The organism is Streptomyces sp. TRM64462, assembly GCF_013362995.1.
In the GTDB taxonomy this organism is placed as follows: Bacteria; Actinomycetota; Actinomycetes; order Streptomycetales; family Streptomycetaceae; genus Streptomyces.
On record NZ_JABWDV010000419.1, the window covers coordinates 15,390 to 30,480 of the forward strand.

A 15,091-nucleotide genomic window follows, 5' to 3' on the forward strand; every position below is an offset into this window, starting at 1 on the left:
CAGTCGTCATGGACAAAGCCACGAAGGGCCGGGCGGCCCGGCTGCTCATTCACGACCCCACCTTGCGCGACGGCCACCACGCGGTGCGCCACCAGCTCGACACCGACCAGCTGCGCGCCTACGCCGTGGCCGCCGACGCCGCCGGGGTACCGGTCGTGGAGGTCGGCCACGGCAACGGCCTGGGTGCCTCCTCCCTCCAGATCGGCCGGGCCCGCCTGAGCGACACCGACATGCTCAAGGTCGTACGCGACGCCCTCACCCGCTCCCGGATGGGCGTCTTCATGGCCCCGGGCTGGGGCACCGCCGACGACCTGCGCCACGCCGTCGCGCTCGGCGCGGACGTCGTACGGATCGCCGCGCACTGCACCGAGGCCGACGTGACCGAACGCCACCTCGGCGTCGTACGGGACCTCGGTGCCGAAGCCCACGGCGCCCTGCTCATGAGCCACATGGCCAGCCCCGACCAGCTCGCTGAACAGTGCGCGCTGCTCGCCGGGTTCGGCGCGCAGGCCGTCGGCATCTTCGACTCCGCCGGCCACTACCTCCCCACCGACGTCACGACACGGATCACGGCCATCACCGCGGCGGTCGACGTCCCCGTGATCTTCCACGGGCACAACAACCTCGGCCTGGCAATCGCGAACTCCCTCGCCGCGATCCACGCCGGGGCCCGCATCATCGACGCCACCGCGCGCGGCTTCGGCGCCGGGGCAGGCAACACCCAGCTGGAAGTCCTCGTCGCTGTACTGGAGCGCATGGGGCACTCCACCGGGATTGATCTGCGCCGGCTGCTGGCCGCGGCGGACGTCGCCGGGGAGCGGCTGATGAAGGTACCGCCGGTGATCGACTCGGTCAGCCTCGTCAGCGGTCTGGCGGGGGTGTTCTCCGGCTTCAAGAAGCCCGTGCTCGCCACCGCCGACCGTGAGGGCGTCGACCCCGTCGACCTGTTCTTCGCGCTCGGTGAGCGACAGGTCGTCGCAGGCCAGGAGGACCTGATCGACGACGTCGCCCGGAAGCTGAAGGAGGCGTGATGCCCACTCCCACCGCCCTTACCGCGCCCGCCGCTTCGGGGGAGAGCGCCGCGGTCGTCTGCGGCGTCGGTGCCGCGCTCCCCCCGACGGTCGTGGCGAACGCGGAGCTGTGCGCCGGGCTGGACACCACCGACGAGTGGATCCGCTCGCGTACGGGCATCGCCCAGCGGCACGTCGCCGGTGCAGGCATCACCACCGAGGACCTGGCGGTCCGGGCAGCCACCAGTGCCCTGAAGCGCTGCGGCCCCGTGCCGGTCCAGGCGCTCGTGCTGGCCACGACGACCCCGGATCGGTGCTGCCCCGCCACCGCGACCACGGTGGCCTCGCGGCTCGGTTTGTCCGACATCCCGGCGTTCGACCTCGCGGCGGGCTGCACCGGGTTCCTCTACGCCCTCGCCACCGCGGTCGGCTTGATCACCTCCCGCACGGCGCAGGCCGTTGTCGTCGTCGGCGCGGAGCGGCTGTCCTCCCTCCCGGCCCCGGGTGACCGTACGACCGTGCCGCTCTTCGGCGACGGCGCCGGCGCCGTGGTGCTGCGCCGCGGGCGGCCGGGCGAAAAGGGGGCGCTCGGCCCGGTCGTGCTGGGCAGTGACGGCGCGCACGCGGACCTGATCAACGCGGCGCGGCCGGGGGCCTTGCGGATGCGGGGAGCCGAGGTCTTCCGTCACGCGGTCGACCGCATGTCCTCCGCCTCGAAGCAGGCCGTTGCGGCGGCGGGCTGGCGCCTTCAAGACGTCGACCGCCTGGTGCCGCACCAGGCGAACGCGCGGATCACCTCCTTCGTCGCCCGTCAGCTCGCCGTTCCCGACGACCGGCAGCTGCACAACGTCCGCTCCGTAGGCAACACCGGGGCCGCCTCCATCCCCCTCCTCCTGGCCCAGGCCACCGACGACGGCTGCCTCAAGGCCGGACACCGCGCGGTGCTGACCGCGTTCGGCGCCGGACTGACCTGGGGCGCCACCACCGTCACCTGGCCCGACCTCAACCCCTGACTCCGTGCGCGACCAAGGAAGGCACACCGTGAACGGTGACCTCGAAAAGCTCCTGACCGACGACCTCAAGCTGTCCCCGGACCGTCTGGCCCCCGACGCCGGCCTCGACGCCGCCGGGTTCGACTCGCTCGCGATCGTCGAGCTGTCCGTCCTGCTCGGCGACCGCTTCGGCGTCGACGTCAGCGACGCCGACATCAAGGGCGCCGCCACCCTCGACCACCTCGACCGCCTCGTCCAGCGCAAACGCGCAGAAAGGTGAATCCCGTCATGCAGCAGCGCACCCGCCCCGGCCGGGCCTGGATCATCACACCGGCCCTGCGCCCCCGCCAGTTCGAGACCGCGCAGACCTCCGGTGCGGGCGTGGCCCTCGTCGACCTCGAAGACTCCGTGGCCCCGGCGGACAAGCAGGCTGCCCGTCACGCGGCCCAGCAGTTCTTCGACCGGCCGTCGACGCCGTGCACCCTGGGCATCCGCATGAACGCGCCGACCACCCTGGAAGGCGCACGGGACCTGATCGCCATGGCCGCCTACCCGGTCAGGCCCGACCTCGTCCTCGTCCCGAAAACCGAATCCGCCCGGGACATCGAGCTGGTCGCCGGAGTCCTGGACGCCGAGGGCTACACCCCCGACATCTGGGCCCTGATCGAAACCCCCCGCGCCTTCGACAAGCTCGCCTCGATCACGAAGGCACCCCGGCTCGGCGGCGTCGTCTTCGGCTCCGCCGACTACGCCGCCACCGTCCGCTGCGGCCTGACCTGGCAGGCCCTGCTCTACGCCCGCTCCGCCCTGGTCAACAGCGCCGCAGCCGCGGGCATCCCCGCCATCGACGCCCCGGCCTTCGACCTGAACGACCTCGACGCCTTGCGCCGCGAAGCCGAAAAGGCCAAGGAAATGGGGTTCTACGGCAAGGGCGCGGTCCACCCCCGGCAGGCGGCCGTCATCAACGACACCTTCGCCCCCTCCGAGAAGGAGATCGCCCGCGCCCGGGCGATCGTCGCCGCCGGACAGAAGAGCGGCAGCGGCATCACGTCGGTGGACGGCCACATGGTCGGCACCCCCTTCTTCACCGCGGCCCAGGCCCTGGTCCGCGACGTGGACAGCTCATCCGACCGCCCCGGACCCACAGGAGAGTCCTCGTGAGCAGCAGGCTCCCCCAGGGATACCGGCACATCGCCGCCGGGCGCATCCGTGAGAACGTCGGCCTCGGATACGACGAACTCCCCATCGGACTCGTTATCGAGCACCGGCCGGGCCGTACGGTCACCGAGACCGACAACCTGATGGGCACCGCGCTGGCTGGCAACACCGCGCCCATCCACACCGACGCCCACTTCGCCCGCAGCACCGAGTGGGGCCGCGTACTCGTGTGCGGCGGCGTCACGCTGAACCTGGTCGCCGCCATGACCGTACGCAGCACCAGCGGCCTGACCATCGCCAACCTCGCACTCACCGACGTCCGCTTCGAGGCCCCCGTCTTCGTCGGCGACACCCTCTACGCCGAAACGGAGATCACCGACCGCAGGCCCTCCGCGAGCCGACCGGAAGACGGGATCGTCACCGGCCGGACCTCCGGCCATAACCAGACGGGCACGCGCGTACTGACCTTCACACGCACCTTCCTCATCCCCACCGACCCCGACACCGTCCGCGCCGCCACCCACTACTAGAAGGCGAACCGTCCCATGAGCGACCAGCTGTCCTTCACCACGGCGGACGAGGACCTGTGGCAGCAGTACGACGAACTGGCCACCCGCGCCTACGGCCACGAGGTCAGCGACATCACCGCCCTACGCGAACACGCCCACCTCCAGGTGGCCATCCGAGGCGGCCGCGTCGTCGCCGGGGGCCTCGGCCTGCTCGTCAACCAGTTCTTCGGCGGCTCTCCGGTGCCCAGCGCCTACCTCGGCGCCGGCTGCGTTGCCCCCGAAGAACGCGGCGAGCACCTGGCCACCCACATGACCGCCGAACGGCTGCGCCCCCTCCAGGAACAGGGTGCGGTGATCTCCACGATCTCCACATCCTCCAACGGCTACGCCCGCAGACTCAGCTGGGAAGCCCCCGTACCCGTATTCGCCTGGGCTGTCGCAGCCGACGACCTGAAGCAGGCGTTCACCAACGACGACTTCGTCACCGAACACGGCCTGACGCCGGACACCCAGGGACTCCAGCGCGACCTCGCCCGGCAGTGGAACGGCCCCGTCGAACGCCCCGACTGGTGGTTCCCCTGGAAGCACACCAAGAGCGGCCTGACCACGTACCGGTTCCACAGGCCCGGACAGCCCACGGCCGGGATGCTCACCCTCGCCACCAAACGCCGCGAACGCCACGGCATGAACCTCGTCGTCCACGACTTCTGGGCCACCGACCAGACCACGGCCGCGGCCATGCTCACCTTCCTCGGCCGCCACAACACCCGCGCCGAGACCATCGAATTCCGGCGCGGCGCGCTCCCGCCCTACCCCTGCCTGCTCAACAACCTCCGCCACCACCGGCTCACCGCCGAAGCATGGCACCCCTGGATGCTGCGCATCCTCGACATCCCCGAAGCCATCCGCCTCCGCGGATGGCCCGCCGACCTCGACGCCACCGTGCCCATCGAGATCGAGAACGACGACGGCACTCGGGACCGGTACATCCTCCGGATCACCGCCGGGTCCGCCGACATCACCCGGACAAACACCACCGGACAGGTGACCCTCACCCGCCAGCAGCTCGCCGTGTGGTACGCAGGCGGCTATCGAAGCACCACCTCCGCACACATGGCCGGCGTACGGGTGTGAAGTGTCTCTTTGATGCCAGGGGCCTCAGGTCGCTTCTCTGCCACCATCGGATTCCTTGACCATGTGCTCTGACCTGGTGAGATCCCAGTTCGGCCTACTGGCGTCTAGTGGCACCAGTTGCTGGCAGATAGTGGCACCAGCCCAGGACAGATTTGCGGCACTTCCATTAACTGACGATCACGGTGAGGGTCCGCTTGGTGGTGAGGGCTGGGCGTGTTTGTCGAGCTATGCGGTGTGTGTAGGGGCAGAGGCCATGTTGGGGGAGGCCTGGCTGCGGGCGGTGTGCTGTACGGGGGTTCACGGCGTGGTCGGCCGGGACATTGGACGCCCGTTCCCATCCATCGGCACGGCGGGCAGCACCATCGTGGCGAGTCAGCCGCAGGCCGGCCCGTGCGTGCATTTGGGTATGGCGCTACTTGCCCCTGAGATCATCGATCCGACGCTGTTCCCACCAGTCTTGGATCATATCGAGGCGTTTGACGGACGGTTCGATACGGCTCAGGGCTCGGTCCAGGTTGAGGAACGGCACCATCAGGCCGGTGAGTGACGACGTCTTGGACTTCAACCCCTCTGCCTGCCTCGTCCAGGGGGCCAGGTGTTTGGCTGTGTCGCTGAGGCCGGTCAGCATGCGGGCCATGTCGTCATCTGGCGGGGCCGCGGCCGTTTCACCGGAGCTTTTGGAGCCGAGGAGTTGTTGGGCGATAGCTACGGCTGTGGAGACAGCCTGGACTCGCTTCGTAGCGTGGTCGTGGAACCGGCGGGCCATCGATGTGAGATCGATGTCGACGCCTTCGGTCAGGCGGCCCTGAAGCTGGTGTGGCGTCACGATGGGGGCGGGGTCCGACGAAGCCATGACCCAGGCGATCGGTTTGTGTCGGGCGAGGAGTTCGTCTGCCAACACCCGGTAGGCCAGTACAAGGTCTGCGATCAGGTCGGGTTCCAGGGTGTCACGGTGGTAGGCCGCGTTGCGGTATTCGTGCAGCCGGTCGAGTACGTCGCGTTCGTGGTCCGTCAGCACGCCCCGCTGCCTCAGGAACTTGGTCTTCTGGTCCAGGTGGTTGTCCATCTTTGCCCGCCGGTCCGGGCCTACATGCTGATCGATCAGCTGACTCAGCTGTCCATCGAGCTGCCCGCCGCTGTCACGGAACCTTTGCATCTCTTCGATGGTGCTGTCGGGGATCTGGAAGGCCAGTTGGGCGTTGACCTCACGGCCGATGATCACCTCGACTAGATGGTCCAGGAGGATGAGGGCAAGGCGATCGTGTGCTTGGTCGCCTGCCTCGGCACATCGCCGGATTTCGGCTATTTCGACCGCGAGCCAGTTCCATTGTTCGGAGTTCTGTGAGGCCGGGCGGTCCCAATCGGAAGCGAAAGGCTGCATGAGAGGCATGACTCCACCCTTTCATCCCTCCTCCGGGCGACCATCAGGTGAGATAGACAGCCTTGAGGCGAGGCGACCCACCGCCCAAGGGCGGACGGTGCGGCCTTCGCGCTTACTGGTCCGTGCGGGATTTCCCACGCTGTGGTTGCTCAGGGCCCAGCCGCGACCGTGAGGAACGGGGCGTGGGAGGCGCTTGACGCTGCGGTCACTGGGGAAGTCCGGTGGTGTCGAGGAAACGCTGCTGGTTGCCGTGGATGTGCCGGGTGGCTTGTTCGGGTGTCAGCGCCCAGCGGGTGGCGAGGCGGGCGACGACGTCGGAGAGGTCTGCCGGTCGAGCGGGGTGCCTGTTGTGACGGGCGAACGGGCCATCGGTCTCGAGGAGGACACGGTCAGGCGGCAAAATTTCGAGGAGGGCGCGCCCTTTTTGCGAGGTGGTCATTGCCGGGTTGACGGAGAACCACAGTCCTGCGGCCAGGGCCTCGTCGACCAGGGCCAGAGGGCCTGTGTACCAGTGCAGGATCGCGGCGGTGACTCCGGCCTGGGCGAGTCGGGAGAAGGTGTCCTTCTCGGCGCCGCGGCTGTGTACGGTCATGGGCAGGTTACGGGTTCGGGGATCAGCGAGGACGGCCTCGAGGACTCGCAGCTGTGCGCGTCGTGTGGTGCGTCCGGCGGGGGAGTAGTCGAGCCCAATCTCACCGACCCATGTGGTTTCGGGCAGCATGCGCAGAAACCGGGCGATGTCGGCGGGAGTAAAGCTGTGGGCACGTAGAGGATGCATGCCCAGTGCCGGGTGGACGCCACGGCGTCTACCCAGCCGGGCTCGCAACAGCCGGTACTCTCCAGGATCCTCGGTGACGGCCACGACGTCGACGCGAGCCTCGGCGGCCTGGCGCAGGACGGCTACCGGGTCGTCGTAACCGCTCACGTGGCAATGGCTGTCGAGCAGATGGTTCACGAGGCGTGTTCCAACAGTCGTGCGAGCTGCCCCTGCGCGCCCGAGGTCAGCCAGGCGCGGATCTCGGCGATGCCGCGCCGCCATACGTCGATGTAAGCGGTGCGCTCGCCACGGGGCAGCGGGCCGTTGCGCAGGACGTCACTGGTGGGCCGGCCAAGGCGGGTGCCAGCCACAACAGCACGCAAGTCAGCGCTGCGGCCGGAGTCCGGATCCAGTAGTTCGGGATCGTTCAGCGCATCCCAGGCGTAGTGCCTGGCGTCGTCCCAGCCCGCCCGGGACATCGACGCCCGGCGGATCAGGCACGGGAAGCAGTAGCCGCAGTTGCCCTGCGGCCGCTCGGCGTAGCGGGCGGCCTCGGGATGGGAGCAGGAGATGCTCTGCGGTGCGAGTTCCCGCAGAAGCGGCTGATTGCGGCTGCCGACGAGCATCTCGCCCTTGGTCTGCAACCGGTAGGGGTTGACCAGCCGGTTGTGAACGCCGACCGCCTCCTTCACCTGTTCCAGCAGCGCCAAGTAGTGCGGATGGGTAGTGCGGGTGCTGAAGCTCCCGGCCCGAGCACGGGTGAGGGGCACGTTGATGCCGATGTAGCCGTTCTCCGGGAGATAGACCGGGACGTTCGGGCCGATGGAGGAGGCGATCGCCAGGGCGGTCGACAAGAACATCAGTGAGCGTGAACGGGTGGTGGTCTCACGGCCGTCGGGCAGTGGTCTGGCCTGGGACGGATGCGCGGGCGCCGGCCGCAAGAACAGGCGCAGCGAGACCACCCGTGAGCCGTAGTGACCGCGTAGATGCCGCAACAGACGGGCCTGAGCGCGTGGAGTCTGGCCGCCCTCGTAGTGCGACAGGAGACATAGGCGCCGGTCAGGGTCCTCCTCCAGCAAGTCGATGACCCCACACAGGGAGTCCAGGCCTCCCGAGAACAGGCACACACCGTCCGCAACGACCCGCCCCTGGCCACTGTCCGAACCGTGCGGCAGAGGTGCGGATCGCTGAGAGCGGGGATGCAGAGTCCACCGGTCGCCGGTCAGGAAGCGCAGAGTTGTCTGCGAGGCCTCCACCGGCCACCTACCGGCGTCTTCTGCCGGGAAGACCAGAGACAGATCACGTGTCCAGGCATCGTTGGTGCGGCTGCGTTCGCTCACTCTGTCGCTGATGTAGGCGCCGACCGCCATGATCATCAGGTCAGCCGCCTGACGAGTGGGCCGGAAGGAACGGAACAGCCCGAGGCCGGCCTGCACTGTGCCCTTAGGCGAGCCCGGGGCGAAGTCCAGCAGGATCCCTTCGGGCGGCGCGGGATCGTCGAACTCCTCGGTACGCACCGTGAACTGTGTCATGCCAGCCCCTCCAACGCCTGGTAGGCCAGTTCCACGGCATTCTCAACAAGAGCACGGCCGTCTGGGCCCGACCAGTCCAAACTCAACGGCTGCGCAGGCATCTGGATGGCCACGCAGTCCTCGATGATCTGGCGCATCTGCCCGTCAGCGCGGCGTGCAGCCTCGGGGTCGGCGATAGTGCCGAGCCGTTCGGCCACCACCGGCACCCGGTTGTAGATGTAGTGCGTCAGGAACAGTTCGAGCAGCCGCTCCACATCGTTGCGGTCGGCTGCCTCGCTTTCGAGCTCCTCCCAGGTGTCCGCCTCGCCAAACAATTCCTCCAGAACGTCGCAGACCGCGTCCCGGGCCGCCTGCCCGTCCAGGTCGCCCCCAGCACCAGCCAGTTGCGTCACCAGCTCATCGACGATCTCGTACCGGTCCCGCCCGACCAGGTCGCCCAGCGACGCCTGACGCAGCGCCTCGCCCAGCCCGTCGGCGGCCACCCCGGACAGCAGGCCGCCCAGCCGCTGGGCCGTGCTGCGCCCGGCCGCCGCGCCCGCGGCGGCGGCCGCAGCGCCACCCAGGACCGGAACGTGGCGGGCAAGGACGGCGGCAGCCCGGCTGCGGGGAGCGGAACCATGGCTGACGTCGCGGGCGTATGCGGTCGCCGCGTGCTTGAGAGGCGTCCACGCCCCGCCGGAGCCACTGGTGCGGTCGGTGGAAGTACCCACTTCAGCTACGCCCTTGCCGCCGGCGCACGTCGCGAGCCTGGCGCACGAACGCGCCTGCCGGGGTACCTGTGGACTCCCAGCCGTCCAGCAGAGCCGTCACGGAGGGGTCGGTGGGGGGCAGCCGTCGCACCAGGGTCGAGAGCTTCGGGCGCAGGAGCTCCAAAGGGACGAGTCTGAGCCGCTCGCAGACGTCCCGAGCGATCGCGGGGATCTCGTGACACAGCTCCGCCGCGCTGTCCGTGGCCGGTCCCGCCGGATCACGCTGAACCACCTGCATAAGGTGCTCCACGAGTGTCGGCAGATCCTCAGCCGCCACGGTCTGCTGCACCTGTCGCACCGCGGCCCGGCGCCGGCCGACGACGTCGGACTGGAGCAGGCCGAGCAGTTCCTGGACATGCGCGGGCAGAAGCGCCGTGGTGGCCGCTAGCCTCAATTTGGCCCGCGCGAACGTGAAGTACGGGCCGAGATCTACTGCGGCCAGGGCGGGATCCATCCGAAGCCAGGCGTCGATATGCGGCATCTCCGCCCAGGCGCGAACCTCCTCGTTCAGCTCGCCCGTGGCGGTGCTCTCCCCGCGAGCCCGCCCTCGCCTTGGGGGACGTCCGTCCGAGGAGGCGCGTGGCTCCTCGGGAGTCTGGCTGTCGCCCGATCCTCTCTGAGCGGCCGTCGCCGCACCGCGTGCGTGCCGTTCGGCGGCTTGGAGATGTCCGTTCCCGCCCGATCCCAGTGCCTGGACCTGCCAGTCGAACAGATTCTGGAAGTCGGTCAAGTACTGCTCTTCCAGCACCATGAGCTTGGCCAGGACCGCCGCGTCCAGCCTCGTACCCCGGCGTTCGGCGCTCGCCAGGCGCAGGGTCAGCGTGTTCAGAAACCGCTTGATCTGCCGAGGATTGCCACGCAACGTACTGCCGAGCACCGGGGAGATCGCCGCCGCCCACGTCATGTCCTCGTACAACCGCGTCGGCATGCCAGCGCCGAGCGTGGCAGATGCGATGCCCGCATTCAGAGCAACCCCAAGGGCGCTTTCGCGCCTGCGCAGGTCAACTGCTTCGCACACCCTCTCGAACTGCTCCCGCTCAAGGTGCAGTTGCGCCAGCAGCAAATGCATGTATGTCTCGGCTTCGGGCGCGGACAACACCGGAATGCTGATCTTGACCTGGAGCATCTTCTCCAGATACTCCGCGCCCAGACCAGACGTTCCGGGGCGGCCGAGGCCCGGGTAGCGTCGGTCGATGGCGGCCTGCACGACCTCGGGGTGGGCAGCGATCACGAACGCGCTTTTCTCCACGTTGAGGAAGAGACGGATCGCCTCAAAGGTGTCAACGACCGTATGTGGCAGGCACCGGTCCAGGTCATCGATCAACACGATCACCGCCCGAACCTGCTCCAACGAACCCACCAAGCTGGCGAACTCCTGCCGGAACGCCCCCGGGTCCGCGGGAGTGCGGTTCTCTTCCGCGCTCTCCCCGACAGGCTCCTGGTCCGGGTACGTCCCCCCGACAGCGCTCTGGGCGATGGTGGAGGCCACGTCAGCCAAACCGGGATCGAGCGCGCCGGCAGCCATGGCCGCGCCGGCGGGCAGTGCCGCTCCGACCAGCATCTGTACCGGCCGCCGCAGGCTCCGGGCCACTCGTCTGAGTCGGCCCGCCTCCACAGCCTCGGCGCTGCCCTCATCGGCTTCTTGCTGCAGGCGCGTCAGCACTGCCTCCATGAGCGCGCCCTTGATGTCCTCATAGCCTTCGTACTGCCACGGGCTGAACGGGACCACGACGAAATGTCCGGCCTCGTCGGATGAAATGGTCGACAGTTCCTTCGAGACGATCCTCAGCAGGCTGCTCTTGCCTGAACCCCAACCACCGAGCACACCCAGCGTCAGAGGCAGGAGCCGCTGCTGTGTCAGAGCAACGACCATCTCGTCAACGAGGAAGTCAAACCCGAGAAGGTCCAGATCCGTCTCGTTATCCGACCACACGCTACCTCCCACGCCCTGATCTGCGTTGGCTCCCGCCCAACACGTCCATGATCTTATGCCGAAAGGCCGAAAAAGCGCCCGGTTCGACGGAATTGGTGTCACGATGCAACTGCCCGGCACCTACAGACCGCTACCAAGGCCGCATCCGTCACTCACGGCCTCCAGCGACGTATGTGACACGGGCCACGGCCGCCTTCGTGGCGAGCCCCCATCACCGGAGGAGGACCCGCAGCACACGCTCGTGGCCCCCTTGCAGAATCCCGTGTCTTCGCCGGTAACTCAGTCGCCCCCCTGGAACGGGCCACCGTTGCCGACATGCAGCCCAAGCTTCCGGCGTTGGTATTTCTGCTGCTTGCAGACGCGGAGACGCTGCCATGATGCAGGTCCGGAACCGGCAGCGCGCTTGCGCGAGAGACTACACATTGCGTCCCACCAGGCCTGGCTGGGATGCCCTCGCCGCACTGCTGTGTGACGCTGCCGCTCGAGCGCTGTTTCGGAGAAGGGTTCAGCGGATAACTGAGGCCCCTCGCCTACCGAACCGCCCAGCGGAAGCAGTGGCAACTGCCCCTCCCGCTCCGACATGTCGGCCCGCGCCCGATGTCCGGAGTGCAATGAACATCCTCAGCGACCGTCGGCCGAGGCTCGACGCCGGACCAATTGTCAGTAGCGACGGCTAGCCTCAACCTTCATGAGTCTTGCGCGCCGACCGGCTAGCGAACTTCCCGGCGACCCCGCCCAGTTGCGGTTGGTCTACAGCCACGGGCACCCCGCCGTGCCCTACGAGGACGAGGACACCCTTGAGCACTGGCGTGTCTCCATCCGCGCCTACCACGACGAGGAGGAGGAATGCGCCGACGGCTGCACCGATGCGTGCCAGCAGCTCATCGACAACGGCAGCGAGGCCGGCTGGCTGCGTCTGTGGCGGCTGCGTGACAACACCGGTGCGGATCGCTGGATGGTCGCGGACGCCCAATCGGGAGACCTGGAGAGCATCGCGGCCACCGTCCTCGACGACGGCGAGTATTCCGATGCCTTCCAGGAGATCATCGACTGCCCGGTGGGGGATCTGCTCATCCTGGACCGGGTGTTCCTGGCCCGTCCCTGGCGCGGCTTCGGCCTGGGTCCGGTGTTCGCCGCCGAGGCCATCCGCCGCCTGTCCGGCGGCTGCTGTGCGGTCGCGGCCGAGCCCGGCATGGCCGAATGGCCCGAAAACCGGGACGAGGTGAATGACGCCGACCGCGCCACGGCCAAGGCCAAGATCGCCGCCCTGTGGGAGTCGATCGGCTTCCACGCCTTCCACGGCGGGGTGCAGCTGCTCGATACCAGCCTGCAGGAGTCCATCGACCTGCACCGTGCGCGCCGCAAGGACCTGGAGGACCTCTCCGCCGCCTACCGGGCCCACCTCGAGGGCCGGCCCGCTCTCCCTGAGCTGGCCGTGACCCCGCCCGCCTCGCCAGCGACTCCCGTGCCGGCCGCTACCCGTCAGCCACCCGCGCCCGCCCCGGAGGTAGAGGCGGAGCCCGGCGACGGACTGGCGGCCGCCGCGAGCCTGTCCGACCTCCAGCGGAAGTGCAAATTCTCTGGCTGGAGCCCCGGCGACCGCGCCGCCGCCCTGGCCGTCGCTGCACAGGCCACCCACGACACCGACCTGCGCCAACTGGCCGCCCAGGTCAAGCACGTGCACTTCGGCCTGCGCGACGCCTGGACCGACGCGATCACCTTTCCCGGCCGCCTCTTTAACGTGCATCCCTTCCGGGAAAACCCCGCCGCCCTCGGGCCACTGGCCGGACTGTGGGTCTACGGCTCCAATCTCAACGGCCGTTACCGGGGCCGCTCCCACGCCGTGGGCGGGGACTGCCAGCACGCCCGCCCCCTCACCCCGGACACCGAACGCATGACCCTGGCCGACCTCCTCGACCTGACCAGTTTCTGGGAATGGAACGGCCCCAGCTGCTCCTTCTGCCACGGATGGTCCGGCCAACGCCTGACCCCCGACCAGCACACCCACTACCTCACTGTCCTCGCTGGCCACCAGCGCTGACCGCGGCGATCACGTAACCGGCCACGGGTGCTCACCGCGATGCTCCCGGCCCGGCCGGGCCGCAGGGAAACGGGAACGCATGCAAGATCACCAGACCGGACGCGGCCGTGCAGGGCAGCTGCCCGACCGGCTGCGTGCCGTCGGCCCGGGCTGGTACCCCTGCTGCTGCGACTGCACACCCACCTCCTCGCGTGGGACGCCGAGTACCGAGTCGAGGTTCTCAAGGAGAAGTTCGGCGCAGCCCGCGTGCACATCGTCACTGACTCGGGGGCATCGGATTCCGAGATGCGCAGCCTCCTTGTCCTGTCCGGGGAGGAACAGCCCGCGACCGTCTGCGAGTTCTGCGGGGCAGTCGGACGCCGTCGGCGCCGCGCCGATGCCCCGTATGGCTGGACCACGGCTGTGTGCGATCCCTGCCAGACCGCGTGGTCCGTCACTCCATCCTGATCGTCAACGGCGCAGTGCGCCACCACCGCAGGCAACGACGGGACACCAATGAAAGGCGACTCCAGGGGCCCCCGCAGGGTGTGCCGGCGGCTGTCCGACAGGTCCGCGCCCAGCGGCCGTCGCCGATCCCAGCTCTGCGGTCGTTCGCTGTCCGGCTGTACGTGTCTTCCGGCACCGCGCTGGTCTGCGGAGCCAAAAACCTGATGTGCCCGGCATCGACTGCTGACACCATGCCGTCAGCACCTGCCCGGCCCCTCGCCGACACCAAATTTGGAGCGGTGGCTTACGACGGGAGGCGACACTGCCCCGAGCACCCGGAGAGAGCACAGCCGTGACGACAACAGCCCCTGGCGACGACATCGCCTTGGCCCTAATTGCGCAGGACATCATGTTCCTGCGACGCTTCGCCCAGAGCGTCACGGTCGGGGCCTTGGACGAGGCTGTCGTCCCGGTCTTCTGCATGCACAACTACATGTGCCTGATCATTCACGAGTCCCACCGGGCACTTCGCCAGGTCGCTCCCGACCTCGCGGACGCCCTCGCCTACGACTGCGCGCCTGCCATCGAGCGCGCTCGGCACTCGGTCAAGCTCTACGACGACAAGTACAAGGAACTGGATGATGTCGGCGCCGACTTCCGGCGCATCATTGAGGAACACCGTCAGGAATTCCTCGGCAACACGTGGCTGCCACTGGCTCGGCCGCTGGAGAGGGATCTCGTCCTGTGGCGCTTTCGCGGCAGGCTTGTCTCGACCTCTCACACAGCCAGCTTCTTCCTCGCATTCCCCCCGCAGGCTTTCAAGAACAAGGACGATCTCGGTCCCAGGCTGCATGCCGTCGCCGTGGAACAGGGCAGGTACATTGGCGCGGCGGCAGAAGGCCTGCCCTGGCAGGGGCAGCCCGTCCTCGACGTGATGAAGACAACGGACCGCACGGAGAACAAGGTGCGTGCCGAGAAGCACTACCGGCGAAGCTTCGATCCCGCCCTCCGAGAGGAGATCAAGGCCTCCCTGACAGCCATGACCTGTGCACTGAACACCGCTGCCGTCCTCCTCGCCGACGACACCAACCCCTCCTCGGCGACAACACTGTTCAAGCTGCGCTACATCACCCTTCATCACGTCCTCTCCAGCCTCGGCAAGCTCGATGACCAGTACGGAGCCGAACTCCGCACGCCGGACCGAGCGCTGCTGAAGGACATCCTCGACGCCCCGATGAGCAACCTGAACCTTCAGGCTCACAGAGGCTTCAGGAACACTCTGGTCCACTACCGCCCCACGCGGGACGTGCAGGAACGACTGTCTCTTGACGCACCGCTCTACGGCCTCTTGGACGCCTACTTCCCAGCAGATGAAGCACGATCGCTCGGCGACACCCTTGTGCTCCACACCGCTCACGTCGCCGACCGCATGAGCGCCTGGTGCGACAACTGATCGGCAGGACCTACGG

General features: G+C 68.4%; 13 protein-coding genes. 8 read left to right on the forward strand and 5 right to left on the reverse strand.

Annotated features, from left to right (window positions below):
* Window positions 1-8: 8 nt before the first annotated feature.
* Genes dmpG through eis form a run of 6 tightly spaced genes read left to right on the forward strand, consistent with a single transcriptional unit; the run spans window position 9 to window position 4,803 of the window.
* Complete coding sequence (gene dmpG / locus HTZ82_RS25955; protein WP_175411838.1) at window positions 9-1,031, forward strand: 4-hydroxy-2-oxovalerate aldolase; 1,023 nt, start codon at window positions 9-11, stop codon at window positions 1,029-1,031.
* Window positions 1,031-2,023, forward strand: coding sequence for a beta-ketoacyl-ACP synthase III (locus tag HTZ82_RS25960; RefSeq protein ID WP_175411839.1), 993 nt, complete (start codon window positions 1,031-1,033; stop codon window positions 2,021-2,023). Before dmpG ends, HTZ82_RS25960 begins: the two co-directional genes overlap by 1 nt.
* A gap of 28 nt (window positions 2,024-2,051) precedes the next feature.
* Window positions 2,052-2,282: an acyl carrier protein gene (locus tag HTZ82_RS25965; protein WP_175411840.1), complete on the forward strand. Its 231-nt coding sequence runs from the start codon at window positions 2,052-2,054 to the stop codon at window positions 2,280-2,282.
* Between the two features lie 8 nt (window positions 2,283-2,290).
* Entirely contained in the window at window positions 2,291-3,163 is an 873-nt protein-coding gene (locus tag HTZ82_RS25970; RefSeq protein WP_175411841.1) for a CoA ester lyase, read from the forward strand.
* Complete coding sequence (locus tag HTZ82_RS25975) at window positions 3,160-3,690, forward strand: MaoC family dehydratase (RefSeq protein WP_175411842.1); 531 nt, start codon at window positions 3,160-3,162, stop codon at window positions 3,688-3,690. The genes HTZ82_RS25970 and HTZ82_RS25975 overlap by 4 nt, the downstream gene beginning before the upstream one ends.
* 15 nt (window positions 3,691-3,705) lie before the next feature.
* Window positions 3,706-4,803 (forward strand): enhanced intracellular survival protein Eis, encoded by a 1,098-nt coding sequence (gene eis / locus HTZ82_RS25980; protein ID WP_175411843.1) that lies wholly within the window; start codon window positions 3,706-3,708, stop codon window positions 4,801-4,803.
* 412 nt (window positions 4,804-5,215) lie between these two features.
* Here the strand turns inward: eis and HTZ82_RS25985 are convergent, their stop codons facing one another.
* The 5 genes from HTZ82_RS25985 to HTZ82_RS26005 all read right to left on the reverse strand — a co-directional run bounded on the left by HTZ82_RS25985 (window position 5,216) and on the right by HTZ82_RS26005 (window position 11,155).
* Complete coding sequence (locus HTZ82_RS25985; RefSeq protein WP_254712052.1) at window positions 5,216-6,193, reverse strand: hypothetical protein; 978 nt, start codon at window positions 6,191-6,193, stop codon at window positions 5,216-5,218.
* Window positions 6,194-6,389: 196 nt separating this feature from the next.
* On the reverse strand, window positions 6,390-7,139 hold the full coding sequence (locus HTZ82_RS25990) for a TatD family hydrolase (protein WP_175411390.1): 750 nt from the start codon (window positions 7,137-7,139) through the stop codon (window positions 6,390-6,392).
* Entirely contained in the window at window positions 7,136-8,473 is a 1,338-nt protein-coding gene (qatC, locus tag HTZ82_RS25995) for a Qat anti-phage system QueC-like protein QatC (protein WP_175411391.1), read from the reverse strand. The genes HTZ82_RS25990 and qatC overlap by 4 nt, the downstream gene beginning before the upstream one ends.
* A complete protein-coding gene (locus tag HTZ82_RS26000; RefSeq protein ID WP_175411392.1) occupies window positions 8,470-9,183 on the reverse strand; it encodes a hypothetical protein in 714 nt (237 codons plus the stop codon). The genes qatC and HTZ82_RS26000 overlap by 4 nt, the downstream gene beginning before the upstream one ends.
* A 1-nt stretch (window position 9,184) precedes the next feature.
* Window positions 9,185-11,155: a P-loop NTPase fold protein gene (locus HTZ82_RS26005; protein WP_070201521.1), complete on the reverse strand. Its 1,971-nt coding sequence runs from the start codon at window positions 11,153-11,155 to the stop codon at window positions 9,185-9,187.
* A 688-nt stretch (window positions 11,156-11,843) separates the two neighbouring features.
* On the opposite strand from HTZ82_RS26005, the gene HTZ82_RS26010 reads away from it, so the two are divergent.
* Window positions 11,844-13,196 carry a hypothetical protein gene (locus HTZ82_RS26010; RefSeq protein ID WP_175411393.1) on the forward strand — a complete coding sequence of 451 codons (1,353 nt, stop codon included), beginning with the start codon at window positions 11,844-11,846 and terminating at the stop codon, window positions 13,194-13,196.
* A gap of 778 nt (window positions 13,197-13,974) precedes the next feature.
* A complete protein-coding gene (locus HTZ82_RS26015) occupies window positions 13,975-15,075 on the forward strand; it encodes a hypothetical protein (protein WP_175411394.1) in 1,101 nt (366 codons plus the stop codon).
* The last annotated feature ends 16 nt before the right edge of the window (window positions 15,076-15,091 follow it).

What these genes read in the sequence shown, in the direction of transcription:
- HTZ82_RS25970 (WP_175411841.1), top strand. Translation starts at nt 2,291, where the DNA reads ATGCAGCAGCGCACCCGCCCCGGCCGGGCCTGGATCATCACACCGGCC.
- HTZ82_RS26010 (WP_175411393.1), top strand. Translation starts at nt 11,844, where the DNA reads ATGAGTCTTGCGCGCCGACCGGCTAGCGAACTTCCCGGCGACCCCGCC.
- dmpG (WP_175411838.1), top strand. Translation starts at nt 9, where the DNA reads ATGGACAAAGCCACGAAGGGCCGGGCGGCCCGGCTGCTCATTCACGAC.
- eis (WP_175411843.1), top strand. Translation starts at nt 3,706, where the DNA reads ATGAGCGACCAGCTGTCCTTCACCACGGCGGACGAGGACCTGTGGCAG.
- qatC (WP_175411391.1), bottom strand. Translation starts at nt 8,473, where the DNA reads ATGACACAGTTCACGGTGCGTACCGAGGAGTTCGACGATCCCGCGCCG.
- HTZ82_RS25985 (WP_254712052.1), bottom strand. Translation starts at nt 6,193, where the DNA reads ATGCCTCTCATGCAGCCTTTCGCTTCCGATTGGGACCGCCCGGCCTCA.
- HTZ82_RS25960 (WP_175411839.1), top strand. Translation starts at nt 1,031, where the DNA reads ATGCCCACTCCCACCGCCCTTACCGCGCCCGCCGCTTCGGGGGAGAGC.